We start from the raw sequence: 24601 nt of genomic DNA on the forward strand, positions 1-24601 counted from the left end.
TACAACCGTGGTTTTATTCCATCAAACGAAAATGGTTGTTGACTAAATACAACCATAGTTTTATTCTTCGTTTATATTCACTATGGAGGTTGTTATGAACCCAACCATTAAAACCGCTATCACCATCGTCGGGTCACAAAAAGCCCTTGGTGAAGCGTGCGCAGTGTCGCAGCAGGCGGTTTACAAGTGGCTACACAACAAAGCGAGGGTTTCTCCGGAGCATGTGAACAGCATCGTAAAAGCAACTGGTGGCGAGATTCAGGCCTACCAGATTCGCCCTGATTTGCCGACGCTGTTCCCGTCACCGGCCGACAATAACGCCGCCTAACCGGCGGCCCTAACAACGAAAGGGAAAGCAATGCATTCACTTGCGTATCAACACAATACCGGATTCATGGCGAGTCCGATGATTTCGATAAATCAAAGCGTTCCGCGAAATACCAGTAAGCTCACTCGTATTCGCGAAGCTGTTCGCGCCTGGCAGAAGGCAACGCCTGGGAAGGCTCAGATCCACATTTCGCAGTTGGTAGCCAAAGAGTGGCTGGCGCGCGGCGGGAAGGGGTTGTTACTGGCAGGTTCTGAACACAACACGAAGCAGAACTTCTTCCGGATGATTAACGATCCGGGCCCGAAGAACGACAAGGGGTTGATGCTACTGATCCCCGTCATTATCGACGTGATGGCGCGGGATAACGAGAAAGTGGCGAGAGAGTTCGGTCTGGTCGCAAAGACTGAGGCCGAACTGATAGCCGAGGCCATGAAAGAGTGCACTGAAGCGCATCAGGCGAAGTTACTTGGTCAGCCGATACAACGCCTTGAGAAAGAGGTGAGAGAAGCTGCTGAAGCACTTCTGCGCTTTCTGCCCACTGAATCAATCGCCGCGGTGGTGACAAGTCTGGCCGCTATGGCGCCGGGAGTTATGTGATGGGAAGTATCAAAAATGGCGAAAGCCAGTCTGCGTCAACAGAACTGGCCTTCAGATGCAAATCGTGTGCACTCATTGCAGGAGGAATAATGGCAAAAAATCCACGCTATTACCATACCGCTGTACATAAAAACATAACCCGCGACCGCTTCATCCGCTCGGTTAACCCGATTGTGGCAGAGAAGATGCGCGCCATCCTGGAAGAACTGAAACGTAAGGAGAGTGGCCGTGGGTAACGTATCTAATTTAGCCGAAGCCAGAGAGGCCAGAAGGCTCCAGAAACCGCGCACGAATGACGGTAAGGGGTTTGCCTTGCTGCACCGTAAAATTATGGATGTGCCGTTCTACAAGGACGCTGAGGCGGCTCATTTATGGGTTCACCTGCTCCTGCGCGCTAATCACGAACAGACACTGGTATCGACTGATGTTGGCGATGTGATCTGCGAGCGCGGCGAGTTCATCACCGGGCGTAACACGCTGGCAATGGAAACGGGTTTGACCGCTGATCGCGTTAAATCACTGCTCCGTAAATTCCAGAATCTGGGCATGATCACCACCAAATCGAACAACCGTTTTACTGTTCTAAAAGTGGTCAAATATGACGAATATCAGTCAAATTTTTGTCCAGCCGATGTCCAGCCAGTGTCCAGCGCAAACGCAGTAGTACCAATGCCTGTGGAGGATGTGTGTCCAGCCGATGTCCAGCCAGTGTCCACAGATAACAATATATTAAATAACTCTCTTACTAACGTAAGAGAGTGTGCATCAGCAGCAGAAAAACCAGAGCAGAAAAAACCTTCTCTCAGCTGTGAGCAGGTAGTCGAGGTTTACCATCGCGTACTGCCTGAAGCCCAGAGCATCAGGATACTGACTGACAAGCGGCGTGCTCTGATCCGCACCTTCTGGCAGAAGGCCGGGAAAGTAACTCAGCAGCTCGACGGCCATAAGTTCACCTTGAGCGACTGGGAATCGTATCTGAGCTACATCGCCACTAACTGCCGCTGGATGCTGGAGAACCGCCCAGACCAGCGCACGGGACGCACATGGCGCCGCAAGGCTCTCGAATACTTCCTGAACGTGGATGTGTATGCCAAGACGCGCGAGGGGGCCTGTGATGACCTCTGAAATCCTGACCGTACCCCACAACGTCGAAGCAGAGCAGAGCGTCATCGGCGGACTCCTGCTGGACGATGACAACAGCGAGCGTGTTCAAAAAGTGCTGGCAATGCTCAAACCTGAGTCGTTTTACATCCGGGTTCATCAGATCGTCTTTGCTGAATTACGTGACATGTTCCGAGCTAACAAGCCAGTCGATGGGTTGACGCTTTTCGACTCTCTGGAAAGCAAAGGACTTACGGAGCAGATCGGCGGTTTCGCCTACATCGCGCAGATCGCAAAAAACACACCGAGCGCTGCAAACATCGTGGCATACGCTGCATCAGTCCGCGAAGCCGCAATGGAGCGCTATGGCATCAGCCGACTGACCGAAGCTACTGAGCTGCTGTATTCCCGCAACGGCATGAGCGCCACGCAGAAGTACGAGGCCATTCAGGGTATTTTCACCCAGCTCGCAGACCATTCAAAAACCGGCAGTCGTCGGGGGTTGAGGTCTTTCGGCGAGGTTATGGATGACTGGGTAGCAGATCTGGAGAAACGCTTTGACCCTTCAGGCGAACAGCGCGGAATGAGTACCGGAATCCCGTCACTCGACAGACTGCTGGCGCCGAAAGGTCTGGTTAAAGGCTCTCTGTTCGTGATTGGCGCAAGGCCAAAGATGGGCAAGACAACCCTGTACGGTCAGATGGCGATCAACTGCGCGGTTCGTGAGAAAAAGCCAGCGCTGATGTTCAGCCTGGAAATGCCGAGCGACCAGATCCTCGAAAAACTGGTTGGTCAGAAGTCCGGCGTAAATCCGAGCATTTTTTACATGCCCGCCACGGATGACGCCGATGATCAGTACCAGGGAGACTACGACGGCGACTTTAAGAAGGCGATCGCTACAGCTGGTCGGCTGAGTGAAATCGACATGCTGTACATCGACGACACTCCTGGCCTGTCACTTGCGCATATCGTTACCGAATGCCGTCGAATTAAGCGCGAGAAAGGCTGCGTAGGCATGATTCTGGTTGACTACTTGACGCTGATGACCGCCGAAAAAGCAGACCGTAATGACCTGGCCTACGGGATGATCACCAAAGGGTTGAAGAACCTGGCCAAAGAGCTTGGCTGCGTCGTCGTGCTGCTGACTCAGCTCAACCGCGAACTGGAGAAGCGAGTGAATAAACGCCCGTTACCGAGCGATTCCCGCGACACAGGACAGATTGAGCAGGACTGCGACTACTGGGTTGGCATCCACCGGGAAGGTGCTTTCGATGACAGCGTGCCGCCTGGAGAAACCGAGTTAATCCTGCGACTCAACCGCCACGGCAGTACCGGTACGGTTTATTGCAACCAGATCAACGGGGCAATTTACGACACAGACCAGCAGGCCGCAGCCGCAGAACGCCGCGGGCGCGAGCAGCAGCCGAAAAAGAAAGGGGGCTACTGATGAAAGGCAAACAGGCAATTCTGCGTTATCTAGAAACGCACCGGACCTTCACGGCGAAGGATGTGGCCACAGAGTGCGGCATGACCATCAACTGCATCACGAAGAACGCCATCGATCTGGAGCGGGCCCGGAAGATTGTGCGGATGAGCAAGGTCTGGCGAACGGTGACTTATCGCCTGGCCACGCCGGAAGAGCAGGACGGCACCGCGCGCAGCTGCACCAACGGAATATTTCAGGAGTGCCGCAACAGCGCTGCTATGAAGAGAATTTTAAGCGTATACGGGGTGAGAGCATGAAATTTAATAAACAGGAACTTAGAAAAGCAGCAGAGAAAGCGACAGAAGGAAATTACGTTGTCGGACACTGCGATATTAACAAGCACGGAAACCTGAGCAGCGTTTACATCTGTCAGGAATGGAATGGAATGGCTGGCGGCGTTGTTGCAGAGTGCCACGTTAATTGCCTGACGAAAAATAGCGATCAGGTCTATGCGAATGCAGGATTTATGGCTTTGGCCAGCCCCGCGAATGTTATATCGCTACTTGAAGAAATTAGCACACTTGAATCCAGATGCGCAGAGCTGGCTGCGGAGAATGCGGGGCTAAATAAATTCATCAAAGATGACTGTTTTATTTACACAAGCGATGACATCGAACCGCGGTGTGCCAGCGACTTCAAGCCAGAAACCCCGGCAACCGATGCTTTCCTGGCTGAATTGCGGGCGCAGGAGTCTAAACGGGTATACGAAAGCATACTGGACAACCCAGCCGTAACTGACATGGGGTCGCTTGTTGATTGGCTTGAACAAAATGCCAATGATTCCATAGCATTCGCCGCCCAACTTCGCAAGGAGGCCGCCCAATGAGCAACATCGACAAATTGAAAGCAGCCGCGGCTAAAGCGGTCGATAACTTCGACCCGAATATGTTCGTTGAAACTCGCGACGTGCTGGCGCTGCTGGATGAGCTGGAAGCCAAAGACAGAAAAATTCTCAAGCTGGAAAAGCTGGCAGAGGCTGAATCTGTAGGCGCAGATAAAGCTGCGACATCTGGTGTTGAATGGATGAAACTATACCATGCCGCAGAGAAGCGGATTGCTGAGCTGGAGCGTAAAGAACAGCACAGCGAACGCCAGTCAGTAATTGATGCGCTGGCTGGTTCTGGTGAGGAATGGAGTGATATCGAAGAATACATGCAGAAGTGGGACGCGGAACGCGCCTCCGCAGCCGGTAAAGGGGAGTGAGCATGAAATACGAAATCCCGGAATCAGAAGATATTGAATGGCAGCAGGATATGCTCCGTGAAATAGACTGCGCCCTTGACGTCTTGCGTGATGAGCATGAGCACGCAGTGGTGGTGGAAGAAATCATCAATGATATCACCGCGAGAATAGCATCACTCCGCGCGTACTCTGGATATTGAGGACTAACCTATGAGCCCTATTACCAGAGAATTCACCAAAGAGCAGTTACAGCAAATGATCTTGACCCTCCATCTCCGGACAGCTTTTGTATCTTAAGTTAACGATGTCCGCTGCCGCCGGTATTCCCTCGGGGAGTGATATCCCAGCGCGCTGTGCGGGTGGTTTTCATTGTAATGCGTGAACGCTACTGCAAGGTTTCGCAGTGCTGTTCTCACATCCGGTTTTGGCATGAACGCGATATAGTCTTCTTTCATCGTTTTCACGAACCGTTCGGCCATGCCATTACTCTGCGGGCTGCTCACCGCTGTTGTGCAGGGCTCCAGATTCAGCTCTCTCGCGAACCTCCGCGTTTCATACGCGGTATACGCTGAACCGTTATCCGTCAGCCACTGCACTGGTGTTTCCGGTAGCCTGTCGCCGAAGCGCTTTTCCACCGACCTCAGCATCACATCCTGCACGGTCGAACTGTCATAGCCTCCCGTGCTTGCTGCCCAGTCTATGGCCTCACGGTCGCAGCAGTCCAGCGCGAACGTTACCCGCAGTTTTTCGCCGTTGTCGCAGCCGAACTCGAAGCCATCTGAACACCAGCGCATATCGCTTTCTGCCACCGCTATCTTGCCCTTATGTTCACGCTTCGGTCGCTCTGGTTTGTCATGCAACAACAACAGGTTATGCTCGCTCATTATCCTGTAAAGCCGTTTGGCGTTCACAGGTGGCTGTCCCTCTGTGCGACGTTGCTTGCGCAGGATGCCCCACACGCGTCGATAACCATAACTCGGCATATCGCTGATGATGTCGAGGATAGCCGACAGTATTTCTTCGTCTGCTTCGTCATTACGCCGGTTACAGCGCCTGTCCTGCCAGTCGGCAGAACGGTTAATCCGCAGTGACAGCTGCGCACGCGACACGCCCATGGTGCGGCTGACCAGGGCTATTCCCCGTCCTTTGGCAACAAGGGCGCGTGCGCTATCCATTTTCGCGACTGGCCGTACTCCACGGCTTCTTTCAGGATCTCAACTTCCATCGTCTTCTTGCCCAGAAGGCGCTGAAGTTCCCGGACCTGCTTCAGAGCAGCAGTAAGCTCAGAAGCAGGAACGACTTCCTCTCCGGCCGCAACGGCGGTGAGGCTGCCTTCCTGATATTGCTTCTTCCACTTAAACAGCAGGCTGGGCTGGATACCATGCAGGCGGGCGACATGGGAGACATTCATGCCCGGCTCCATCGTCTGCTGGATAATGGCGATCTTCTCCTGAGGAGTTTTACGTTTACGGGCTTCTTGCCCTAACAGGATCCCGGTCATCTCAAAATTGGCGTTAGTGTTAGACATATATTCAAGCCTATCTCTTATCTGGAGATACAGCTACTGTCCGGTGTTTCAGGGGGCTACATCAGAGCAGTTACAGCAAATTATCGAAACTGACCACGTTCAATGCGGTGAGGCTTCGGCGCTGGCGCGTATCGCGCTGGCATCGCTCGAAGCGGAGGCTGTGTGCGTAATCGACCAGTCCAATCTTGATTATCTCAAATCTGGCTCTGATGCAGACGTATGGCCTGCGTCCAGAGCAGAGATGGGTGATGTTCTTCTGTATCGCTCTGCCCCGCCAGCGCCGGTATCTGTACCTGACCGCTCTATGTTTGAAAAATGGTGGGAATCTGAGTACGGCTCGCCTCTCGATAGCTGGGATTCATTACGGACGACTGACGGTTATTATGATGATGGGATTGATGGTCAGTTCGAAGCCTGGAACGCCTGCCGCGCCGCCATGCTTCAGGGTGCCGATGGCAACTCTCCGGTGATTCCGGATGGTTGGGTTCTGGTGCCGATTGAGCCTACAGAAGACATGATCGTCAATGGGTTCGAATCAGAGCCTGATGAGAGCTTCAGTGACGAGAAGGAGTGGGAAGCATACGACGCCATGAGTGGGTGCCAGCAAGCAGCGCACCGGGCGAAACTTTGCTGGGAGGCGATGATTTCAGCAGCGCCAAAGCCAACTGTGCGGTAATTCCTATCAATAATCACGGCATGTGCGATAACCGCGTTTAAACAATATTATACTATTGAAATAAAAAGATTATTTTGTAAATGAGCTTTCCCTCCGGATTTGAATTGGTACCATCATAATGCAGTTAAATTCTAACCGGAGGGTGTTATGGTCTGTCCTGATTGTGGTTCAATCGCTATCGGAAAAGAAGTTACTCGCAGAGGGTGGAGTGGCGACTACGTTTGCCATCAATGCGGATGCAACAATGCAAAAGATGCATTTGAAAGTGAGAATAAATCGAAGGAGAAAGCGCCAACATTGAAGTTAAAAAAGAAAGCTTCACCCATTTGATTTTGTAAAATCATCAAGCCATAATCATGTCATCGGAGCCTGAACAACTCCGGTGACTTCTGCGCATTTAAGGGGACTTAAATGCGACCACAATCTGAACTCCTCACCTTGTCACAGATGCAGAAATGCACCTGCGATTTTCTGCATTCTGCGGTTTCCGTTAAGGGGGCCGTATGACTCTTCCAGTAGACGGCATCAAACTCCATCGCGGCAACTTCGCGGCCATTGGCCAGCAGATTCAGCCGTTGCTGGATGACGGGCAATGTTTCCGCCTGCAGGTTAAGCCGTGGCGCGAGAAGCGCAGCCTGTCGCAAAATTCACTTCTTCACATGTGGCTGGCTGAAATCAGCGAGTACCTCATTAACTCCGGGCGCACCGACGCGACTCCGGAGTGGGTTAAGCGCAACCTCAAGAAAACCTATCTCGGCTGTGAAGAGGTGACATACACCGACTTCATCACCGGTGAGAAGACTACCACCTGGGAGCCGCGCCACACCGCAGACCTCGACACTGGGGAAATGCATATCTTCCTGGTGAAGGTTGAAATGTGGTGCGCCCAGTTCGGCCTGGCCCTGACAATCCCGAACGGTTGCGAGTACCAGCAACTGCGCGATAAGCAGGAGGCCTGATGTCTACTCCACTTTCCCGCGTCATCACAAACGAAATCTTTCGCGTTCCGGCGCGCCGCAAGCCTAAGCCCGCGGTTAAGCCGTCCGATATCCCGACCCTGAAAGACTACACCGCCCGCCTGGTGGATCAGAAATGGCTGCGTCTCGCAGCGAGGAGAAAATCAGCATGAGCATGTATCAACGAATTAATGGCGCTGACTGGCGCAATATCTTCGTCGTCGGCGATCTGCATGGGTGCTACACGCTGCTGATGAATGAGCTCGAAAAGGTTTCGTTCGACCCTGCGCGTGATTTGCTGATCTCGGTTGGTGACCTTGTTGACCGCGGCGCGGAAAACGTCGAGTGCCTGGATCTGATTACTATGCCGTGGTTCAGGGCAGTGCGCGGTAACCATGAGCAGATGATGGTTGATGGGCTTTCAGAGCATGGAAACGTCAATCACTGGCTGGTAAACGGTGGCGGTTGGTTCTTCAATCTCGACTATGACAAAGAGGTGCTGGCTAAGGCTCTGGTTCACAAGGCAGCTGAGTTACCACTCATCATCGAGCTGGTTACCTCCGATCGGAAAATCGTAATTTGCCACGCTGACTACCCGCATAACGAATATGCGTTCGAGAAGCCGGTCCCGAAAGACATGGTCATCTGGAATCGTGAGCGGGTTAGCGACGCTCAGGGCGGCATTGTCTCGCCGATAGCCGGTGCTGATCTGTTTATCTTCGGCCACACCCCTGCGCGCCAGCCCCTGAAGTATGCCAACCAGATGTACATCGACACAGGAGCGGTGTTTTGCGGAAACCTCACGCTGGTTCAGGTGCAAGGTGGTGACCATGAGTAAAACCTACCGCAGCAAGAAGTGGCTCGCCGCAGTCGGCCAGATTGAGCAATGCGTCCTGTGCGGAGCGTGGGGCGTGCAGGTGGCGCACCGCAACGAGGGTAAAGGTATCGGAATGAAAACAGACGACTGCGCCACCGCTGCTATCTGCGTCACCTGTCATTCAGAGATTGATAACGGGAAGGGGCTTAGCCGTGACGAACGCCGCCAGTTAATGGATCGAGCCATTGTCTTGACCATTATTCAGATTGCCCGTCGTGGCTTGGTGGTGCCTGCATGAAAATCTACGACATCACACCAATCGGCAAGCCTCGCATGACCCGCGCGGATAAGTGGAAGCAGCGTCCACCTGTAATGCGTTACCGCGCTTTTTGCGATGAGGTCCGCCTGCGCAAGTTGACCATGCCTGAATCCGGATCACATGTGACATTCGTCCTACCAATGCCACCAAGCTGGAGTAAGAAGAAACGAGCGGAGTTCGCCGGGAAGCCCCACCAGGCCAAGCCAGACTGCGACAACATGCTGAAAGCCCTGATGGATGCGCTTTATGAGGATGATGCTCACATCTGGGATTGCCGCATCACAAAGGTCTGGGGAGAGAAGGGGCAGATCATTATTGGGGAGTGCGCGCCGTGACCAGAGACGAGATAACCCGATACCAGGTTGAGAGCGTTAAGCGCGCCAGCATGCCGCCAATAGCAAAGCACAGCCAGACCAAAACCAACCAGCCACAGAAGGAAGCCGCATAATGAAACTGGAATTAACCAAAGACCAGCATCAATGGGTAGACCAGTGGCTCCAGTTGTGGGGCGCATGGTGCCAGACCGGCAAGATTGATAAAGCGATGATCAACATGATTGCCAGATTCATGGCTACCGTCGAGCCCCAGCAAGCATCACGGCAGGTATGTAGTGATGATGACGGGATGCTCATTGATGCTGTCATTCGCCACTACCTGAAGAATGTGGATGAAAATGCCTGGCGGGTTATCTTCGCCTACTACGTCTGCAACTCCAGCGAGATCCGAATTGCATCATGGCAGCATGCAGTAAGTAAGCCTCGCCTGATGAAGACGCGTGGCGGAAATCAGTATAAACACCCAAGCATCTCGACAATCCGTAGAGAGGTGAAGCAAATCATCAACGCCTCACTGTTCTGTTTGTACCAACCGCTGCAAAATGCGTTTAACAATCGCGAAAATGTGAGGAAAATTGCAAAAAATCCTCATAACGCGCTTGCTTTTCAATGAACAAATGAGCAGAATAAATCGTATATGTTGCCGTTGTTGTGTGTGACATGAATGAATGCCAAGCCCGAGGTTAGCGCCTTGGGCTTTTTCATTTTCAAGGTCAGAAGCACAGCGGTTGTGCGTTCGGCTGTTAACCGAAAGGTCGAAGGTTCGAATCCTCCTGTCCCGCCAAATTCGCCGGTCTAGTTCAGTGGCAGAGGTGGTAAATGCCGAGTAAAGATTACTATCATAATCGAAGGACTAGGCTTGCTAAGGCCGTGGAAAAGTTGGGTGGTCGTTGCGAGAGTTGCGGATCCGAATATTCGCTTCAGTTTGACCACATAGACCCTTCCACCAAATCAGCAAATGTAAGCGAGATGCACTATCACTCAGATTCGGTGTTTTATGCTGAGGTTGAAAAGTGCCAACTACTATGTTCTGCATGCCACATTCAGAAAACCAAATTTGACCTTAGCTACTTAGTGGCTGGTGAGCTGAATGGTATGAGTAAGCTAACAATGGACAGTGTCCAGTTCATCAGAGAAAACTACATTCCACGACATAAGGTTTATGGAGCCAGAGGGCTAGGGAGAATGTTTGGTGTAACACATCAAACAGTGCTTTCAGCCTTAAATGGCGAAACCTGGAAATAAGCTGCGCGTCAGAGGTTCGATTCCTTTGCCCGGCACACAGAACCCACTGCCTGGGACCATTCGGCCAGAGAGCCGACATTAACTTGCCCTCATCTTCCCGGCCTGTCGCCGGGTTTTTTATTTCAGGCTCCGGGAACCATCATCGACACGCCTACTTGTTAAATCGTCCCGAGGGCCTGACCCCTTTAAACACACAGCCCCCGCTTTTAAGCCGGAGGTTAGAGACTATGAAAATGCATAACGATCCCCACTCCTGGACGGAGTTTATCGAACTACTCCACAGCTGGTGGCGTGGCGAAACGCCGATGGGTGCCGTATTGCTATCGGTTGCCATGGCCGCATTGCGAATCGCTTACGGCGGTGGCGGCTGGAAGAAAATGCTCCTTGAGGGGGCAATCTGTGGAGCTCTGACCCTTACTGCTGTGTCAGCTCTTGATTACTTCAACCTTCCGCAGTCCCTGTCGATTGCTATAGGCGGCGCACTCGGTTTTGTTGGCGTAGAGCAAGTGAAGGTTATGGCTTCCCGGGTGTTTAATTCTCGGTTTGGAGGCGGTGATGCAAACCAGTGATAAAGGCATTGCCCTGATCAAACAGTTCGAAGGTTGCAAGCTCACCGCCTACCAGGACAGCGTCGGAGTGTGGACGATCGGATACGGATGGACTCAGCCTGTCGACGGTAAACCAATCCGCGCCGGGATGACGATTAAGCAGGAAACGGCAGAGCGTCTGCTGAAGACTGGACTGGTCAGCTACGAAAGCGACGTGTCACGACTGGTTAAAGTTGGCCTGACTCAGGGGCAATTCGACGCCCTGGTGTCGTTTACGTATAACCTCGGCGCCCGGTCACTGTCGACATCGACTCTCCTGCGAAAACTCAACGCCGGTGATTACGCTGGCGCAGCTGATGAGTTCCTGCGCTGGAATAAAGCTGGTGGCAAAGTCCTGAACGGGCTGACCCGTCGCCGGGAGGCAGAGCGGGCTCTGTTCCTGTCATGATTGGCGCGCTGGTTAAGCGTTACTGGTTACAGCTGCTGGTGCTGGTGTTAATCGGCGTGCTGGCGCTCCTCGTGAACCACTACCGCGACAATGCCATAACCTACAAAGACCAGCGCGATAAGGCGACTGGGAAACTCAGCCTGGCGAACGCCACCATCAAAGATATGCAGGTGCGCCAGCGTGATGTCGCTGCGCTGGATGCCAAATACACGAAGGAATTGTCCGATGCGAAAAAGCAGCTTGATGATCTGCAGCGTTGTGTTCGCGATGGCAAGTGTGGGTTGCACGTCAACGCCAGATGTCCCACGAACGGAGCGACCAGTACCGGCGGCATGGTCGATGCTTCCAGCCCCCGACTTACTGACTCCGCTGAACGGGATTATTTCACCCTCAGAGAGCGAATCGCCACAGTGACGAAGCAGGTCGGTTATCTGCAGGACTACATCAAAGAGCAGTGTCTTAAATGATTCGTTACCCAAATAACAGAGCCTGACTTCGGTCGGGCTTTTTTATGCCCGCAGTAAACCGCGCATCGCAGCGCATAACAATCCCGAGTCTTTCAGAAAGCTGAGCCTGAGAACTGCCGTATATGGTGGCGACCATCTCGGGGCGGCTTTTCTGTGCGAACAGGCTCATCTTTCTAAAGGAACATCGCCATGCAATTAGTTGAAATCAAGAAGCTCGACCTGGTCACCAACTCGGCAGTGATCGCCAGTGGTGTCATGAAGGATCACAAGCCAGTGATTCAACTCATCAGGAAGTACAAAAGCGACCTCGAAGAGTTCGGAAGGGTGGAATTTGAAATGCGACCCTTTCAAACCGATGGAGGCATGCAGAAGCAGGAAATAGCACTGCTAAACGAACAGCAAACCACGCTGTTGATCACCTACATGCGAAACAATGAAGTTGTGCGTGAATTCAAAAAGCGCCTGGTAGCTGAATTCTTCACTATGCGCAGTGCGCTGGCGAAAAAGAAGATGGACCGCAACTCCGCGCGCCTGGAATACAAACCCATGACCGACGCCATCAAGCATGAGCGTGAGGCGCAGGGTAAGCAGATCGCCCCGCATCACTTCAGCAACGAAGCTGACCTGATTAACCGACTGGCGCTGGGCATGACGGCGGCCAAGTTCCGTGTGCATCACGAAATCGGGAAGAAAGAGCCGATCCGCGATTACCTGACGCCGGAACAAATTCACTGCATCACCGAGCTACAGCGCGCCAACACGGTATTCATCAGCATGGGGTGGGACTTCGAACAACGCAAAGAAGTGCTGCGCGGCATGTTCGAGCGTAACCATCGTCAGCCACTTATCGAAGAGCAGCACCGCCTGGCCGCATAACCACAGATTTGTGGTTTGGAGAGCCTCTTTCACAACGGCTTTCCATTCCAAAGCTCATCCTCGGGTGGGCTTGATAATGGATATCCCCCTGAGCGGATAAATCAAAAATAACCCCTGCAACGGATAATGACGGAGCAACAGATGGCAAAAGCCAAATGGCACAGACTTCCGGCATTCACCATTCCGCTGTTTCAAAGTGCGCATGTCTACCTCGCAACAACCAGAGAACAGTTTCAGCACGCTGATAAATTCCTTGGTGGTAGCGGAGAGGAAAGGCCATTCAACTGTGGACTGGCAAACAACTATGAAAACACCGATACGGGAGAGCGAGTTTACCTGATTGGAGTATTCGATCAGCAGATATCAACTCTCGTTCACGAATGCGCTCACGTATGTTTTTACGTCTGCTCTGATGTGGGCGTAACGACCAAGCCGGAAGACGCAAACGAAACCTACTGCTATCTGCTCGACAGAATGTTTTCGGCATTTTTGCCGTATATAAAACAGGATTAACTCATGGTGAACGAAGACGAGCGCAGGCCACTTCCACCAGTTAATTTCATTGGCCCTGATAACTGGCAGCCCTACACCAGATTGATTCCCGCCAATGAAGTGCATGACTGGATAAGCCATCAAATCCTCAGCGATAGCGGAAGCATCCATAACCCAGACCACGCCCATTTAATGGAAGCTGATTTGTGTTTTATGTGGGCTTCTGACTCATTCGCGAAGAAAGGGCGCTACGTTCTCGGACAGGCCGAACAGGTAATGCTCCGCGCAGGTGGTTGGCAGAAAGCCAGAATGGAACAGCAGATGTATGAATGGTTCGGGCGCATCCCGAAGTTCATCATCACGCTGGCAGCCGACTACTGCTCACAATGCAGCGACCTTGAATTCTGCGCCCTGGTAGAGCATGAGCTTTACCACATCGCACAGGCCACGGATGATTTCGGCGCGCCGAAGTTCAATAAAGATACCGGGCAGCCAGTGCTTACACTGCGCGGCCACGACGTCGAAGAATTCACTGGTGTTGTACGTCGATACGGTGCCAGCAAAGAAGTACAGGAGCTCGTTGATGCGGCCAATGCGCCAGCAGAAGTGGCTCACATCGATATAGCCAGGTCATGCGGGACGTGCATGTTGAAGCTGGCGTAACGCTTTATTCAGATTGTCATGGAGGTAGCCTGTGGCAGCATTATCGACAGAGGTTAAAGCCTTCATCGTTCAATCACTCGCCTGCTACGAGACCCCGGTAAAAGTCATTGAGCTTGTAAAGGCTGAATATGGCATCGATGTCTCACGGCAGCAGGTGTCGCAATATACGCCCGGCAACGCAATGGCGGCCAAGTTGAGCCAGAAGTGGATTGACCTGTTCAACGCTACCCGTAAACGATTCCAGAATGAGATCGGTGACATTCCGATCGCAAATAAAGCGTACCGGTTGCGCGTTCTCGACCGAATGGCGACCAATGCTGAAAAGATGAAGAACTACGGCATGACCTCGCAGCTTATCGAGCAGGCCGCCAAAGAAATGGGCGATGCCTACACTAATCGCCAGAAAGTCGAGCATACAAGCCCTGATGGCAGCATGACGCCGCAGCCAACAATCATCCAGCTACTGCCTGTTGAGCCAAAGCATGAGTAACGCCGTTCAATTGCCGATCCCCGCGAAGCTTGCGCCACTGTTCACCGCCGTGAATAAGCGTTACCGATGCTCGCACGGTGGACGTGGCAGCGCCAAGACCCGCACATTCGCGCTGATGACTGCCGTAAAGGCGTATCAGTCGATGATGAACGGTGAAAGCGGCGTAGTGCTCTGCGCGCGTGAGTTCATGAACTCGCTCGAAGAGTCGAGCATGCAGGAGGTGAAACAGGCGATCCTATCTGTTCCATGGCTGGCTTCCAACTTTGACATCGGCGAGAAGTACATCCGCACCATCGACAAGAGCGTTAACTACGTGTTCTGCGGTCTCCGGCATAACCTCGACAGCATCAAGTCGAAAGCGCGCATCCTGCTCTGCTGGGTCGATGAGGCTGAATCAGTCAGCGAAATAGCCTGGCAGAAGCTGAGCCCGACCGTTCGTGAGGAAGGTTCAGAGATTTGGGTGACGTGGAACCCGGAACGAGACGGCAGCGCCACGGATAAGCGGTTTCGTAAAGAAGCCGGAGACGATTGCATCACCGTTGAGATGAACTACACGGATAACCCGTGGTTCCCTGACGTGCTTGAAGGTGAGCGACAGAACGATCAGCGCCGCCTAGATCCGGCAACATACGCATGGGTGTGGGAGGGTGCTTACCTCGAAAACTCTGATAAGCAGGTGCTGGCCGGAAAATACCGGATCGCTGAGTTCTCGGACCAACTATGGAAAGAGGCCGATCGCCTGTTCTTCGGTGCTGACTTCGGTTTCGCTAAAGACCCGAACACTCTGGTGCGCTCGTTCATCCTGCATAACCGGCTGTACATCGAATACGAGGCATACGGTCAGCAGACAGAGCTCGACCACATGCCAGAGCTGTACGACACAATTCCCGGATCGCGTGACTGGCCCATCAAGGCCGACTCCGCTCGACCCGAGACGATCAGCTATCTCAAGCGGCAGGGCTTCAACATCTCAGCCGCCGAAAAATGGCAGGGGAGCGTTGAGGACGGGATCGCACACCTTCGCGGATTTGACGAAATCATTATCCATCCGCGCTGCAAGAACGTGGCGCGGGAGGCCCGCATGTGGTCATACAAAACGGACCGCATCACCGGTGAGGTGTTGCCGAAACTGGCTGATGGTGATGAGCATACGTGGGACGCCATCCGCTATTCCCTTGATGGACATATCAAACGTAAACAGCAGGGTGTCGGCATGATGATTCCGAAACGCCTTCGATAATCAACGGACACGACATGAACGATAAATTACAGTTGGCGGTTAATCACGCGATTAACGACGCCAGGCTTGCTCGCGCCCGCATGGGGATGCTTAACCCTTCGATGGGGCTGGACGCCAAGCGTAATTCTGCGTGGTGCGAATATGGATTCCCTGAGCAGGTCACATACGAAAACCTCTACGCCCTGTACCGGCGCGGTGGTATTGCTCACGGTGCCGTTGAGAAGCTGGTGGGCAAGTGCTGGCAGACTAACCCGGAAATCATTGAGGGTGACGATGCCGACGAGAGTGAAAACGAAACCGCCTGGGAGAAAAAGTCCAAACAGGTATTCACCAACCGGTTCTGGCGCTCATTCTCTGAGGCGGACCGTCGCCGCCTTGTCGGTCGTTATGCAGGCATCCTTCTGCACGTCAATGACTCCCTCGCCTGGGATCAGCCTGTAACGAAAGGCAAGATGCTCCAGAAGGTTACTGTCGCATGGGCAGGCTCTCTGACAGTTGGTGATTGGGACACTGGCCTGAACTCGAAAACCTACGGACAGCCGAAGATGTGGCAGTACGCTGAACGGTTGCCGAATGGTTCAAGTCGCCGCGTCAACATCCACCCCGATCGCGTTTTCATCCTTGGTGATTACTCCGACGATGCCATTGGCTTCCTTGAGCCAGCTTACAACGCCTTTGTGAGCCTGGAGAAGGTAGAGGGCGGGTCTGGTGAGTCATTCCTGAAGAATGCTGCACGCCAGTTAAGTATTAATTTTGATAAAGAGGCGAAACTGGATGAAATAGCCAGAGCATACGGGGTTGATTACAGCGAACTTAATGAAATCTACGATAAAGTAGCCCGTGAAATGAATATCGGGAACGACTCCGTTCTTATTACACAGGGGGCCAATGTTGCTCCGATTGTGGCTGCTGTATCCGATCCCTCTCCAACCTATAACGTCAACCTGCAAACCGCCGCTGCTGCGCTGGATATCCCGACAAAGATACTCGTTGGCATGCAGACGGGCGAGCGAGCGAGCACGGAAGACCAGAAATACTTCAATACTCGCTGCCAGTCTCGCCGTGGCGACCTGTCATTCGAGATTGAGGACTTCTGCGACAAGCTGATCGAATTAAGCATCCTCGATCCGGTCAGTCAGAAGACCGTTATCTGGGACGACCTCAATGCGCAAAGCGACAGTGAAAAACTGGATGCCGCTCAGAAGATGTCGCAAATCAACAGCGCTTCCATCGGCACGGGTGAGCAGGTGTTTACTGGTGAAGAAATTCGCGTGGCCGCCGGGTATGAGGGTTCGCCCGAACCACTTCCAGAGGTAGATGATGACGAAGAGGAAAGCGAAGTCACCGATACTTCCGGGAAACCTTAAAGACCCGACGGGTGCCGACCGACTTGAGCGCGGGGCAATGAGCGAGTTCGCCAGGCGAATGAAGCGAATTGGCAAGGCGTACAAGGGCATTCTCGACCGCATTCCTGCATCGCCATCAGTAAACCAGCGTTACACCTTCGACCTCGATTCCACCCAGCTATCAATGCTCCTCAGCAATGCCTCATTGCTGGTTGATGAGATTTTAGGTGCAGATAACGAGACAGGATTCTGGTTCTGGGCTGATTACGTCAACCCGGCGTATCAGCGCGGCACGGCGCAGGAGTTTGCCAATCTGGCGCAGCAATCAGCCGTGTACGCTGCCGGACAGGAAAGCGTATCGACAATCCTTCTCAGCGAACCGTACCGACGTAGGCTGATTCTTGTTCGCGCTCGTACCTTCGAGGAAATGAAGAACCTCAGCGCCAGTGTGAAAGCGGATATGGCGCGGATACTGACCGATGGACTTGGGCGCGGACAAAATCCACTGGAGATAGCTAAGCGCCTTACTGAGCAGACGGGGATTGAGTCTCGCCGGGCTAATCGTATTGCCAGGACGGAGATTACCACCGCGCTGCGCCGTGCGCGCCTGGACGAAGAAGACGAAGCCAGAGAACGATATGGCATCCGTACAAAGCAGATGCACATATCAGCGCTCAGCCCGACGACCAGAAGCACCCATGCCGCGCGTCACGCCCATCTGTATACCGCAGAAGAGCAGCGGGAGTGGTGGGCTAAGGATGCAAACGGCGTGAACTGCAAATGCTCCACGATCGCGGTTATGGTCGATGAAAGCGGCAAGCCGTTAAGTGACACCATCATCGATAAAGCTAAGAAAACATTTAACACAATGAAAGCCCGTGGCTACCAATGGGCTAAGGGTTAACTCATGCCAATGCAAGTTAATGTCACCTCGAAGGTGAACAGTAAGGCCATCCGGCGCGAACAGCACAACGGACGCGAGCACTGGGTTGTTCCTTCCTACACCCTTCCGGCGAACGTGGTCATGAACGGCGGTCTGTATCCGGCCAGTGAGATTGACCAGCACTACAGTGGCCTGGAGGGGACACTGGCACCGCTTGGACATCCACAGGTCAACGGTCAGTTTGTTTCTGCTTTTAGTCCTGAGGGGCTGAATGTGGGTTATGTAGGGGCATGGAACAAAAACGTCAAGAAGTCCGGCAACCGCGTCTACGTCGAGAAGTGGATCGATACAGAAGTGGCAAAGCGCACGGATGACGGAAAGCGCCTCCTTGAGCGTCTTGAAGCGCTGGAGAAAGGCGAGGATGTTCCGCCAATCCATACCAGCGTTGCCGTATTCCTGGAGGAGCTTGAAGCGAACGATGAGCAGAAAGCTCAGGGGGCTTCATGGGTTGCGAAAATTCACGCGATGGACCATGACGCCATCCTTCTGGATGAGGTTGGCGCAGCTACGCCAGAACAGGGGGTAGGGATGATGGTAAATGCTGATCTTGCCACTCCACTGAAAGCTAATTCCGGCGCTCTGGTGGGGGAAACCTATCGCGAGCGTGAGCGGAGGCTGGAGAAGGCAGCGAAAGATAAATTCGCTCCTGGCGAGAAAGAATACGCCTGGGTGGCTGACTTCACTGACTCGCAAGCGGTAATCATCCTCAACAATGGCGAGCCGAAGGTTTACGGATACAAGTCTGAAGGCGGAAAGATTGTCTTTGACGATACCGGTACAGAGGTTCAGCGCCAGAGTTCATGGGTTGCTGTCGTCAACAAGCTCAAATCATTTTTCACACCGCAGGAACAGCCTGCACCAAACCACAAAACGGAGGGCGACATGCCTTTAACCAAAGAAGAACTGGAACAAATCGGCAGCATGGTTAGCGAGGCCGTTGCCACCAATACCGAAAAGGCGATCAAGCCTCTTGCGGAAAAAGTTGATGCGCTGCAGGTCAATCAGAATCAGCTCGCGGAAACCCTGACCGCCAACTCACGCGCTGAAGAGAAAGCCAAGCGTGATGCGGTTGCTAAGGTCCATGGTGACATCGTGGCCAACGCGCTTTCTGGCGATGCCCTGGACGCAATGTTCAAGTCGCTGGGCGAAGCTGCTCCGCTGGGCACCAACAATGCGCAGCAGCAGAAAGAAACCGGTGCACCTAACCCTGCCGAATACTTCAAATAAGGAGCCAGAATAATGGCACGTTATCGTCGCGTTAATATCGACGGTCAGTCTCTGTACAAGACCGAAACCCGCGTTACTGCCGCATCCTTGCTGCCCGGTACCGCTGCAGTCATCAATGACGACAATGAGTTTGCGCAGGCAACTGCGCTGGCTGGTCGTATCTACATCATCGATGTTGCCTATCATCAGGGCCTCAAAATCACTGAAGCAGTGCCAGCCGGCGACTCCGCAGTGGGTAACTACGTAGAAGAGGGCCGCGAGCTGGCGCTGCTGTGCGTGGCGGGGACTTATGCCAAAGACGATCCAATCAAGCTGGGTAGTAATGGGCAATTTACCAAAGCTACTGCAGACACCGATTCGGTGATTGGCTATAGCCAGGACGATGCGACCATCGCAGCCAGCACTACCGATTTCATCCGCGTGCGTATGCGCGTCGGTACCGTAGCCGCTGCAGGTGCTGGCGCTTAATCAGGAGAATAATAATGTATTTTACCGCTGAAACACTGGCTACTAACCGCCGACTGCAAGGGCACTGGAGTGAGCTGTGGGCCAATCGTGATATCTATAACGCCCAGCATGACATGATGGTCAACGCGTACCGCACGCGCATGACGCATGAAATGCTGGCGGCGAATGCCATCGGAGGCTTTACGCGTGAATTCTGGGCCGAAATTGACCGCCAGATTATCCAGATGCGCGATCAGGAAATTGGCATGGAAATCGTCAATGACCTGATGGGTGTGCAGACCGTGCTGCCGATTGGGAAAACTGCAAAGCTGTATAACGTCTCTGGCGATATCGCGGATGATGTGTCTATCAGCATCGATGGTCAGGCGTCTTACTCTTTCGATAATACTGAGTTTGGTTCTGATGGCGACCCGATCCCGGTATTCACTGCTGGTTACGGCGTTAACTGGCGCCATGCTGCCGGACTGAGCACTGTCGGCATCGATCTGGCTCTGGAGTCTCAGTCGGCCAAGATGCGTAAATTCCACAAGAAGCGCGTAGACTTTTACCTGAATGGCGCTCCAAGCATTGTTGTGGAAGGTATGCCGGCTCAGGGCATGAAGAACCATCGCAACACTCAGAAAATTAACCTGGGTAGTGGCGCTGGCGGCGCCAATATCAATCTCACCACCGCTACACCGGCTGAGCTACTGGCATTCTTTGGCCCTACAGGTCCATTTGGCCTCACTGCCCGCCGTAACAAGGTTACAGCTTACGACAAGCTGTGGGTGAGCCCTGAAGTCTGGGCCAACATGGCTAAGCCGTATCTGGTGGATATCAACACCGGCACAAATGCGCTGCTTAGCGGAACCGTTCTGGATGCGATCAGCAAGTTTATTCCTGCTAAGTCTATCCAGATGACCTATGCACTGGAAGGTAACGAGTTCCTGGCGTACGAGCGCCGACAGGATGTGATTTCTCCTCTGGTAGGTATGGCTGTGGGCGTTGTACCGCTCCCGCGCCTGATGCCGCAGAGCAACTACAACTTCCAGATCATGTCCGCAGAAGGTTTGCAGATCAAGAAGGACGGCGAAGGCCTGTCCGGTGTGGTCTACGGCGCTAACCTGGCTTAAGGAGCAATCATGGCTGAAAAATACGAAGTGGTTAAGCCGTGGCACGGCGTTGCGCTTGGTGACGTTGTTGAGCTGGGCAAAGTACACCCGTCACTTAAATCGCATGTGCGCAAGCTGTCCGATAAAGCTGCTGCGGAACTGCTACCTGCAACTCCGGGTGCTGGCACTGACAACAAAGCGCGCAAAGAGGCAGTCATTGCCCGACTCGATGCGCTGGGCATTGAGCATAAAGGCAACCTGGGTCTGGAGAAGCTCACCGAGTTGTTGCCGGAAGGTGAGTTCGAACAGCTTTTCCCTGCTGAATAACGGCCGCCTCTAAGGCGGTTTTTTTATGCCCTCTTCGGAGGGCTTATCAGAGGCCCGCATGATTACCACAGAACAGGCCAAAGAATATCTGGAGTCAGTCGGTATCACGCTGCCTGATTTCATCCTGCAGGCTCTTTTAGAGCAGGCTGGCAGCATTCAGGAGTGTCTGGATGCGCATTACCCTCCGGCAACCGCTCTGCTAATACAGTCCTACCTGCTGGGGCTAATGGCGCTGGGTCAGGGTGACAAGTACATCAGTTCTCAGACAGGGCCCAACGGCGCATCACGCTCATTTCGGTACCTGTCTTTTGCTGACCGATGGAAAGCCTCTCTGGGGCTTCTGAGGGGACTAGATAAGTATGGATGCGCTACAAGCCTTATCCCGCCTGATCCGACTAACACCGCTTTTGCTGGCATCTGGATTGCCCGTGGCGGCTGCATGTGCAACGGGAGTCGATGATGGCGTTGATATCGGTCAAGCAGAGGCTCCCTGAGCCCTTCGTAAAGGTATGGGTTATCACTGACAGCGGGCGGCGGGTCACGGGCTACGTTAAAAGTAACGGTGAATGGTATTTGCTGTGCCGGAAGGTCGCCGCTGAGAATCCGGAGGTTATCCGGTGGGAGGATGAAAGTGTCAGTCACGGCTAACTGGTCTTACACCAACGTCGCCACTGTCTACCCTCGCGTCTATGACGACTGGAACAACACCTGGACAAACGGCACCCCATACCTGATTGACTGCACCTGGACGGCGAACAATGAAGTTGCCGTTGATGCCAGTGGTAAAGAGTTCACCACGAACCTGATTTTCTTTACTGAATTGAAGCGTAATGGCATTACCGCAACCATGCCACAGCGAGACTGGTACATCGCCAGAGGTGACACTACGGCGCTATCAGATCCGCTAAAAGCAGGAGCCAACGTCATTCGGGCCGTAACCGACTGGGATATGTCATTTTTCGGTGAAGAGCCCGACTACAAAATCCTGACGTGAGGTAATCATGCCCGTTAAAGGTATCAAGCGCGTCCAGATGAACACCCGCAAGGTGCTGGCAAACATCGCTGGGCCACGCACCGAAAAAGTGCTGACTGAAGTAATGATTGTCGGTTCGTCTTATGCCGCGGCACTTACCCCCATAGATACATCCAATCTTATCAATAGCCAATACAGGACGCTTGTATCAATTCCGGGCGGGATGCAGGGAAAGGTTGGGTACACGGCTGCATACGCTGCCGCCGTTCATGGCATGTCAGGGAAGCTAAAAGGTCAGCCGCGTGAACATTTTGGCAGAACTCGCGCCGGAAAAGAATTCGGTGGTGGAACGGGGAAAGGCAATTATTGGGATCCTGATGCTGAGCCGGGATTTCTGACCAAAGGCTTTGAGCGCGACGGCCTTAACGAGATTAAGGCCATCATCAGGCAAGGATACAAAGTATGACGCGTAGCGAGGTGTATGACGCTCTGAGAGCGTGGTTGCAGTCCCACGGTTTTGATGTCGGCTATCGCGTCCAGAAACGCTTCTGGAACGAGCTGGAAGGAACTGAAGGGGAAAGATACCTCGTCATCCAGCAGGGCGGTGGCGGCAAGCCTGATGAGGCTATAACACGAGATTATTTCAGATTCCTTGTTCTTTCCGGTCAGAACGACAGCGACATTAACGAAGTTGAAGACCACGCTGATGCAATACGTCAGGCGATGATCGACGACTACCAGACTGAGTGCATCATCTCGATGCAGCCAATCGGCGGTATCCCCGCCATCCAGACCGAAGAAGGTCGCTACCTCTTCGATATTTCCTTTCAAACCATCATTTCCCGATAACACGGAGATAAAGACATGGCATGTGAAGCAGGTGCTTTCACAGGGCGTGATGTCGTCGTTTACTACGCGATTGGCTGCCCCGAATCACAACCCGCCAACGGTGACTATAAGCGCCTTGGTATGATGCGCGGGAAGACTGTTTCCGCTGAATGGGATACTGCAGACGCTACCGCTGATATGAGCGCGGCGTACACGCAGGAAAATCTCGTAACCTACAAAAACATCTCGTTCTCTGGAGATGGCGTAACCCGAAAAGAAGATGTCTATGCGCAGAACGCGCTGAAGCGTCACGTTTACAACCCGCCAGCAGAGACCAGCAATCAGCCGTATGTCTGGCTGAAAATCATCTCTCCAAACGACATTACCGAAGGCCCGTTTATGGTGACTTCGTGGGAAGATGAAGCCCCTCATGATGACGTGGCCACATGGTCAATTGAGGCTTCAAGCGCGGGTCAGGTGGATGTGCGTGATGTCGGCGCCGTAATCACGATCACTACTCAGCCGCAGAACCGCACGCTCACGGTGGGTGATGCACTAAACCTGTCAGTGGCGGCAAATGTCTCTGATGGTTCCACTCTGACCTATCAGTGGAAGAAGGGCGGCACTGACATCACCGGCGCAACAAACGCTACATACACGAAGGCGAGCGTCGTTACTGGTGACGCGGGTTCTTACTCCTGTCAGGTAACATCCTCAACCGCCGGCTCGGTAACCTCCAGCCCAGCTACTGTAACCGTGAACGCAGCCTAAATCCATGGGAGGCTTGGCCTCCCTATTATTGAGAGTTTCCATGAAAGCAATCACCGATATCGGTCAGGCTGTCATTCGCGCCAGCGGCAAAGAGATATTCCTCAACCCTTCATTCCTGGCTATGTCCCGAATCGGCACGCCTGAGCAAATCGTTGATGCTTTCGTGAAAGTTCATGCAGGCCATTACCCAAAGCACAGAATTGCAGACCCCCAGATTCTGAAAGCGGCTAATGCACGCTGCTTTGCGGATATGGCAGCGGCCGCAGCTAGTGTAGTCAAACACTGCTCTGAAGGCGACATTGCTGAAATCATCGGCTCCTACTCGGTGACTACGGCGGGGCGCCTCCTGTTTAAGCCTGGCTCGTTGCCAGTTGAAGACGTTATCCAGCTGGCGCGCCACCTGATTCTGCATGGCGTGATGGGTGATCAGCCGCCCGAAGAGTTCGAGAGCAAGAAGGGCGAGTACAGCGACAAATTCGATGTGCGGTCATTCGTTTACACCGCCGTTGCCCACCTCGGAATGAGCGAGTCGGACGCCTGGAACATGACGATGACCAGCTTCCGGGCTGCCATGAATGCCAAGTTCCCGCAAAAGGATAAAGGCAAGGTGCCAACCCAGGAGAGATACGACGAGGTTATGGACTGGGCGGAGCAGATGCTGGCAATGGATGCACAGAGGCATGGTCCGCATAGCAACCTACGAAATGAAACGATAAGCCCTGCGTCCGTGGGGCTTTTTTGCATCCGCAATAAACCCACCGCGCTTCACACGCGCACGTTATAATCCCAGAGCCTACAGAAAGCGAGCCTGAGAGTTAGTTGTACTCTGGGGC

At 53.3% G+C, this 24601-nt stretch carries 39 protein-coding genes; 38 read left to right on the plus strand and 1 reads right to left on the minus strand.

The features are described from left to right. The first annotated feature begins 94 nt into the window (after window positions 1-94). From ACJ69_RS05400 to ACJ69_RS25460, 9 genes are all read left to right on the plus strand, one after another. Window positions 95-328 carry a transcriptional regulator gene (locus ACJ69_RS05400; protein WP_054830129.1) on the plus strand — a complete coding sequence of 78 codons (234 nt, stop codon included), beginning with the start codon at window positions 95-97 and terminating at the stop codon, window positions 326-328. 30 nt (window positions 329-358) lie between these two features. Continuing rightward, entirely contained in the window at window positions 359-925 is a 567-nt protein-coding gene (locus ACJ69_RS05405) for a toxin YdaT family protein (RefSeq protein WP_054830128.1), read from the plus strand. Window positions 926-1014: 89 nt separating this feature from the next. Further along, the gene (locus tag ACJ69_RS25455) at window positions 1015-1161 is read left to right on the plus strand and encodes a hypothetical protein (RefSeq protein ID WP_015571544.1); all 147 of its coding nucleotides are present in this window, start codon (window positions 1015-1017) and stop codon (window positions 1159-1161) included. Then, window positions 1154-2050: a hypothetical protein gene (locus ACJ69_RS05410; protein WP_048982990.1), complete on the plus strand. Its 897-nt coding sequence runs from the start codon at window positions 1154-1156 to the stop codon at window positions 2048-2050. Before ACJ69_RS25455 ends, ACJ69_RS05410 begins: the two co-directional genes overlap by 8 nt. Continuing rightward, a complete protein-coding gene (locus ACJ69_RS05415; RefSeq protein ID WP_059346627.1) occupies window positions 2040-3473 on the plus strand; it encodes a DnaB-like helicase C-terminal domain-containing protein in 1434 nt (477 codons plus the stop codon). Before ACJ69_RS05410 ends, ACJ69_RS05415 begins: the two co-directional genes overlap by 11 nt. Continuing rightward, window positions 3473-3769: a hypothetical protein gene (locus ACJ69_RS05420; protein ID WP_054830127.1), complete on the plus strand. Its 297-nt coding sequence runs from the start codon at window positions 3473-3475 to the stop codon at window positions 3767-3769. Before ACJ69_RS05415 ends, ACJ69_RS05420 begins: the two co-directional genes overlap by 1 nt. Then, window positions 3766-4338 carry an ead/Ea22-like family protein gene (locus ACJ69_RS05425; protein WP_054830126.1) on the plus strand — a complete coding sequence of 191 codons (573 nt, stop codon included), beginning with the start codon at window positions 3766-3768 and terminating at the stop codon, window positions 4336-4338. The genes ACJ69_RS05420 and ACJ69_RS05425 overlap by 4 nt, the downstream gene beginning before the upstream one ends. Beyond that, window positions 4335-4715: a hypothetical protein gene (locus tag ACJ69_RS05430; protein WP_054830125.1), complete on the plus strand. Its 381-nt coding sequence runs from the start codon at window positions 4335-4337 to the stop codon at window positions 4713-4715. The genes ACJ69_RS05425 and ACJ69_RS05430 overlap by 4 nt, the downstream gene beginning before the upstream one ends. A gap of 2 nt (window positions 4716-4717) precedes the next feature. Further along, window positions 4718-4894, plus strand: a complete 177-nt coding sequence (locus ACJ69_RS25460; RefSeq protein ID WP_167347074.1) for a hypothetical protein — start codon at window positions 4718-4720, stop codon at window positions 4892-4894. Window positions 4895-4987: 93 nt separating this feature from the next. On the opposite strand, the gene ACJ69_RS05435 is transcribed toward ACJ69_RS25460, so the two are convergent. Next, window positions 4988-6195, minus strand: a protein-coding gene (locus ACJ69_RS05435) for an IS3 family transposase (protein ID WP_116799391.1) whose coding sequence is annotated in 2 segments (ribosomal slippage) — window positions 4988-5874 and window positions 5874-6195 — 1209 coding nt in all. Because the reading frame shifts where the segments join, the coding sequence is not laid out codon by codon here. A 70-nt stretch (window positions 6196-6265) separates the two neighbouring features. On the opposite strand from ACJ69_RS05435, the gene ACJ69_RS25640 reads away from it, so the two are divergent. From ACJ69_RS25640 to ACJ69_RS05590, 29 genes are all read left to right on the plus strand, one after another. Continuing rightward, window positions 6266-6898 carry a hypothetical protein gene (locus ACJ69_RS25640; protein WP_059346629.1) on the plus strand — a complete coding sequence of 211 codons (633 nt, stop codon included), beginning with the start codon at window positions 6266-6268 and terminating at the stop codon, window positions 6896-6898. 503 nt (window positions 6899-7401) lie between these two features. Continuing rightward, window positions 7402-7857 (plus strand): YbcN family protein, encoded by a 456-nt coding sequence (locus ACJ69_RS05450; RefSeq protein WP_054829861.1) that lies wholly within the window; start codon window positions 7402-7404, stop codon window positions 7855-7857. Further along, window positions 7857-8027, plus strand: a complete 171-nt coding sequence (locus ACJ69_RS05455; protein WP_000106777.1) for a NinE family protein — start codon at window positions 7857-7859, stop codon at window positions 8025-8027. Before ACJ69_RS05450 ends, ACJ69_RS05455 begins: the two co-directional genes overlap by 1 nt. Next, window positions 8024-8692 (plus strand): serine/threonine protein phosphatase, encoded by a 669-nt coding sequence (locus ACJ69_RS05460; protein ID WP_054829860.1) that lies wholly within the window; start codon window positions 8024-8026, stop codon window positions 8690-8692. Before ACJ69_RS05455 ends, ACJ69_RS05460 begins: the two co-directional genes overlap by 4 nt. Then, window positions 8685-8969, plus strand: coding sequence for a hypothetical protein (locus ACJ69_RS05465; RefSeq protein ID WP_000048136.1), 285 nt, complete (start codon window positions 8685-8687; stop codon window positions 8967-8969). The genes ACJ69_RS05460 and ACJ69_RS05465 overlap by 8 nt, the downstream gene beginning before the upstream one ends. After that, a complete protein-coding gene (locus ACJ69_RS05470) occupies window positions 8966-9325 on the plus strand; it encodes a RusA family crossover junction endodeoxyribonuclease (RefSeq protein ID WP_021571188.1) in 360 nt (119 codons plus the stop codon). The genes ACJ69_RS05465 and ACJ69_RS05470 overlap by 4 nt, the downstream gene beginning before the upstream one ends. Further along, entirely contained in the window at window positions 9322-9438 is a 117-nt protein-coding gene (locus ACJ69_RS25170; protein WP_153251232.1) for a hypothetical protein, read from the plus strand. The genes ACJ69_RS05470 and ACJ69_RS25170 overlap by 4 nt, the downstream gene beginning before the upstream one ends. Next, on the plus strand, window positions 9438-9938 hold the full coding sequence (locus ACJ69_RS05475) for an antiterminator Q family protein (RefSeq protein WP_059346630.1): 501 nt from the start codon (window positions 9438-9440) through the stop codon (window positions 9936-9938). The genes ACJ69_RS25170 and ACJ69_RS05475 overlap by 1 nt, the downstream gene beginning before the upstream one ends. An 859-nt stretch (window positions 9939-10797) precedes the next feature. After that, the gene (locus ACJ69_RS05490; RefSeq protein WP_023311421.1) at window positions 10798-11139 is read left to right on the plus strand and encodes a phage holin, lambda family; all 342 of its coding nucleotides are present in this window, start codon (window positions 10798-10800) and stop codon (window positions 11137-11139) included. Beyond that, window positions 11123-11566, plus strand: coding sequence for a lysozyme (locus ACJ69_RS05495; protein ID WP_102046760.1), 444 nt, complete (start codon window positions 11123-11125; stop codon window positions 11564-11566). Before ACJ69_RS05490 ends, ACJ69_RS05495 begins: the two co-directional genes overlap by 17 nt. After that, window positions 11563-12033 carry a lysis protein gene (locus tag ACJ69_RS24855; protein ID WP_054829858.1) on the plus strand — a complete coding sequence of 157 codons (471 nt, stop codon included), beginning with the start codon at window positions 11563-11565 and terminating at the stop codon, window positions 12031-12033. The genes ACJ69_RS05495 and ACJ69_RS24855 overlap by 4 nt, the downstream gene beginning before the upstream one ends. Window positions 12034-12222: 189 nt before the next feature. Next, on the plus strand, window positions 12223-12909 hold the full coding sequence (locus ACJ69_RS05505) for a Rha family transcriptional regulator (protein ID WP_032665504.1): 687 nt from the start codon (window positions 12223-12225) through the stop codon (window positions 12907-12909). A 141-nt stretch (window positions 12910-13050) separates the two neighbouring features. Continuing rightward, the gene (locus tag ACJ69_RS05510) at window positions 13051-13422 is read left to right on the plus strand and encodes a hypothetical protein (RefSeq protein WP_023277179.1); all 372 of its coding nucleotides are present in this window, start codon (window positions 13051-13053) and stop codon (window positions 13420-13422) included. Between the two features lie 3 nt (window positions 13423-13425). Next, window positions 13426-14064, plus strand: coding sequence for a putative metallopeptidase (locus tag ACJ69_RS05515; RefSeq protein ID WP_054829857.1), 639 nt, complete (start codon window positions 13426-13428; stop codon window positions 14062-14064). Between the two features lie 31 nt (window positions 14065-14095). Then, on the plus strand, window positions 14096-14554 hold the full coding sequence (locus tag ACJ69_RS05520) for a DUF2280 domain-containing protein (RefSeq protein WP_054829856.1): 459 nt from the start codon (window positions 14096-14098) through the stop codon (window positions 14552-14554). Continuing rightward, complete coding sequence (locus ACJ69_RS05525; protein ID WP_054829855.1) at window positions 14547-15794, plus strand: PBSX family phage terminase large subunit; 1248 nt, start codon at window positions 14547-14549, stop codon at window positions 15792-15794. The genes ACJ69_RS05520 and ACJ69_RS05525 overlap by 8 nt, the downstream gene beginning before the upstream one ends. A gap of 14 nt (window positions 15795-15808) precedes the next feature. After that, window positions 15809-17161: an anti-CBASS protein Acb1 family protein gene (locus tag ACJ69_RS05530; RefSeq protein WP_054829854.1), complete on the plus strand. Its 1353-nt coding sequence runs from the start codon at window positions 15809-15811 to the stop codon at window positions 17159-17161. After that, window positions 17115-18044 carry a phage minor head protein gene (locus ACJ69_RS05535; RefSeq protein ID WP_059346632.1) on the plus strand — a complete coding sequence of 310 codons (930 nt, stop codon included), beginning with the start codon at window positions 17115-17117 and terminating at the stop codon, window positions 18042-18044. Before ACJ69_RS05530 ends, ACJ69_RS05535 begins: the two co-directional genes overlap by 47 nt. 3 nt (window positions 18045-18047) lie before the next feature. Continuing rightward, the gene (locus tag ACJ69_RS05540) at window positions 18048-19310 is read left to right on the plus strand and encodes a hypothetical protein (RefSeq protein WP_047064334.1); all 1263 of its coding nucleotides are present in this window, start codon (window positions 18048-18050) and stop codon (window positions 19308-19310) included. 12 nt (window positions 19311-19322) lie between these two features. Continuing rightward, complete coding sequence (locus ACJ69_RS05545) at window positions 19323-19778, plus strand: gp53 minor capsid family protein (RefSeq protein ID WP_032676278.1); 456 nt, start codon at window positions 19323-19325, stop codon at window positions 19776-19778. A 14-nt stretch (window positions 19779-19792) separates the two neighbouring features. Next, window positions 19793-20890, plus strand: a complete 1098-nt coding sequence (locus ACJ69_RS05550) for a major capsid protein (RefSeq protein ID WP_032676277.1) — start codon at window positions 19793-19795, stop codon at window positions 20888-20890. Window positions 20891-20899: 9 nt separating this feature from the next. Beyond that, on the plus strand, window positions 20900-21196 hold the full coding sequence (locus ACJ69_RS05555; protein ID WP_032676276.1) for a hypothetical protein: 297 nt from the start codon (window positions 20900-20902) through the stop codon (window positions 21194-21196). Window positions 21197-21254: 58 nt separating this feature from the next. Next, window positions 21255-21656: a DUF7370 family protein gene (locus ACJ69_RS05560; protein WP_054829867.1), complete on the plus strand. Its 402-nt coding sequence runs from the start codon at window positions 21255-21257 to the stop codon at window positions 21654-21656. After that, on the plus strand, window positions 21656-21844 hold the full coding sequence (locus ACJ69_RS25645) for a hypothetical protein (RefSeq protein WP_054829866.1): 189 nt from the start codon (window positions 21656-21658) through the stop codon (window positions 21842-21844). The genes ACJ69_RS05560 and ACJ69_RS25645 overlap by 1 nt, the downstream gene beginning before the upstream one ends. After that, window positions 21828-22190, plus strand: a complete 363-nt coding sequence (locus ACJ69_RS05570) for a hypothetical protein (RefSeq protein ID WP_054829865.1) — start codon at window positions 21828-21830, stop codon at window positions 22188-22190. The genes ACJ69_RS25645 and ACJ69_RS05570 overlap by 17 nt, the downstream gene beginning before the upstream one ends. Window positions 22191-22197: 7 nt before the next feature. Next, a complete protein-coding gene (locus ACJ69_RS05575) occupies window positions 22198-22635 on the plus strand; it encodes a hypothetical protein (protein WP_017384090.1) in 438 nt (145 codons plus the stop codon). Further along, window positions 22632-23018, plus strand: coding sequence for a phage tail termination protein (locus tag ACJ69_RS05580; RefSeq protein ID WP_045339753.1), 387 nt, complete (start codon window positions 22632-22634; stop codon window positions 23016-23018). Before ACJ69_RS05575 ends, ACJ69_RS05580 begins: the two co-directional genes overlap by 4 nt. 15 nt (window positions 23019-23033) lie before the next feature. Continuing rightward, on the plus strand, window positions 23034-23768 hold the full coding sequence (locus ACJ69_RS05585) for a phage tail tube protein (protein ID WP_045339749.1): 735 nt from the start codon (window positions 23034-23036) through the stop codon (window positions 23766-23768). Window positions 23769-23808: 40 nt separating this feature from the next. Further along, window positions 23809-24552, plus strand: a complete 744-nt coding sequence (locus ACJ69_RS05590) for a DUF6246 family protein (protein ID WP_232248375.1) — start codon at window positions 23809-23811, stop codon at window positions 24550-24552. The last annotated feature ends 49 nt before the right edge of the window (window positions 24553-24601 follow it).

It is taken from the genome of Enterobacter asburiae (assembly GCF_001521715.1).
GTDB lineage: Bacteria > Pseudomonadota > Gammaproteobacteria > Enterobacterales > Enterobacteriaceae > Enterobacter > Enterobacter asburiae.

Excerpts from the sequence above, each read along its gene's own strand:
- ACJ69_RS05400 (WP_054830129.1), top strand. The coding sequence starts at position 95 with ATGAACCCAACCATTAAAACCGCTATCACCATCGTCGGGTCACAAAAA.
- ACJ69_RS05405 (WP_054830128.1), top strand. The coding sequence starts at position 359 with ATGCATTCACTTGCGTATCAACACAATACCGGATTCATGGCGAGTCCG.
- ACJ69_RS25455 (WP_015571544.1), top strand. The coding sequence starts at position 1,015 with ATGGCAAAAAATCCACGCTATTACCATACCGCTGTACATAAAAACATA.
- ACJ69_RS05415 (WP_059346627.1), top strand. The coding sequence starts at position 2,040 with ATGACCTCTGAAATCCTGACCGTACCCCACAACGTCGAAGCAGAGCAG.
- ACJ69_RS05420 (WP_054830127.1), top strand. The coding sequence starts at position 3,473 with ATGAAAGGCAAACAGGCAATTCTGCGTTATCTAGAAACGCACCGGACC.
- ACJ69_RS05425 (WP_054830126.1), top strand. The coding sequence starts at position 3,766 with ATGAAATTTAATAAACAGGAACTTAGAAAAGCAGCAGAGAAAGCGACA.
- ACJ69_RS05430 (WP_054830125.1), top strand. The coding sequence starts at position 4,335 with ATGAGCAACATCGACAAATTGAAAGCAGCCGCGGCTAAAGCGGTCGAT.
- ACJ69_RS25460 (WP_167347074.1), top strand. The coding sequence starts at position 4,718 with ATGAAATACGAAATCCCGGAATCAGAAGATATTGAATGGCAGCAGGAT.
- ACJ69_RS05450 (WP_054829861.1), top strand. The coding sequence starts at position 7,402 with ATGACTCTTCCAGTAGACGGCATCAAACTCCATCGCGGCAACTTCGCG.
- ACJ69_RS05455 (WP_000106777.1), top strand. The coding sequence starts at position 7,857 with ATGTCTACTCCACTTTCCCGCGTCATCACAAACGAAATCTTTCGCGTT.
- ACJ69_RS05460 (WP_054829860.1), top strand. The coding sequence starts at position 8,024 with ATGAGCATGTATCAACGAATTAATGGCGCTGACTGGCGCAATATCTTC.
- ACJ69_RS05465 (WP_000048136.1), top strand. The coding sequence starts at position 8,685 with ATGAGTAAAACCTACCGCAGCAAGAAGTGGCTCGCCGCAGTCGGCCAG.
- ACJ69_RS05470 (WP_021571188.1), top strand. The coding sequence starts at position 8,966 with ATGAAAATCTACGACATCACACCAATCGGCAAGCCTCGCATGACCCGC.
- ACJ69_RS05475 (WP_059346630.1), top strand. The coding sequence starts at position 9,438 with ATGAAACTGGAATTAACCAAAGACCAGCATCAATGGGTAGACCAGTGG.
- ACJ69_RS05490 (WP_023311421.1), top strand. The coding sequence starts at position 10,798 with ATGAAAATGCATAACGATCCCCACTCCTGGACGGAGTTTATCGAACTA.
- ACJ69_RS24855 (WP_054829858.1), top strand. The coding sequence starts at position 11,563 with ATGATTGGCGCGCTGGTTAAGCGTTACTGGTTACAGCTGCTGGTGCTG.
- ACJ69_RS05505 (WP_032665504.1), top strand. The coding sequence starts at position 12,223 with ATGCAATTAGTTGAAATCAAGAAGCTCGACCTGGTCACCAACTCGGCA.
- ACJ69_RS05510 (WP_023277179.1), top strand. The coding sequence starts at position 13,051 with ATGGCAAAAGCCAAATGGCACAGACTTCCGGCATTCACCATTCCGCTG.
- ACJ69_RS05515 (WP_054829857.1), top strand. The coding sequence starts at position 13,426 with ATGGTGAACGAAGACGAGCGCAGGCCACTTCCACCAGTTAATTTCATT.
- ACJ69_RS05525 (WP_054829855.1), top strand. The coding sequence starts at position 14,547 with ATGAGTAACGCCGTTCAATTGCCGATCCCCGCGAAGCTTGCGCCACTG.
- ACJ69_RS05530 (WP_054829854.1), top strand. The coding sequence starts at position 15,809 with ATGAACGATAAATTACAGTTGGCGGTTAATCACGCGATTAACGACGCC.
- ACJ69_RS05535 (WP_059346632.1), top strand. The coding sequence starts at position 17,115 with ATGACGAAGAGGAAAGCGAAGTCACCGATACTTCCGGGAAACCTTAAA.
- ACJ69_RS05540 (WP_047064334.1), top strand. The coding sequence starts at position 18,048 with ATGCCAATGCAAGTTAATGTCACCTCGAAGGTGAACAGTAAGGCCATC.
- ACJ69_RS05545 (WP_032676278.1), top strand. The coding sequence starts at position 19,323 with ATGGCACGTTATCGTCGCGTTAATATCGACGGTCAGTCTCTGTACAAG.
- ACJ69_RS05550 (WP_032676277.1), top strand. The coding sequence starts at position 19,793 with ATGTATTTTACCGCTGAAACACTGGCTACTAACCGCCGACTGCAAGGG.
- ACJ69_RS05555 (WP_032676276.1), top strand. The coding sequence starts at position 20,900 with ATGGCTGAAAAATACGAAGTGGTTAAGCCGTGGCACGGCGTTGCGCTT.
- ACJ69_RS05560 (WP_054829867.1), top strand. The coding sequence starts at position 21,255 with ATGATTACCACAGAACAGGCCAAAGAATATCTGGAGTCAGTCGGTATC.
- ACJ69_RS25645 (WP_054829866.1), top strand. The coding sequence starts at position 21,656 with ATGGCGTTGATATCGGTCAAGCAGAGGCTCCCTGAGCCCTTCGTAAAG.
- ACJ69_RS05575 (WP_017384090.1), top strand. The coding sequence starts at position 22,198 with ATGCCCGTTAAAGGTATCAAGCGCGTCCAGATGAACACCCGCAAGGTG.
- ACJ69_RS05580 (WP_045339753.1), top strand. The coding sequence starts at position 22,632 with ATGACGCGTAGCGAGGTGTATGACGCTCTGAGAGCGTGGTTGCAGTCC.
- ACJ69_RS05585 (WP_045339749.1), top strand. The coding sequence starts at position 23,034 with ATGGCATGTGAAGCAGGTGCTTTCACAGGGCGTGATGTCGTCGTTTAC.
- ACJ69_RS05590 (WP_232248375.1), top strand. The coding sequence starts at position 23,809 with ATGAAAGCAATCACCGATATCGGTCAGGCTGTCATTCGCGCCAGCGGC.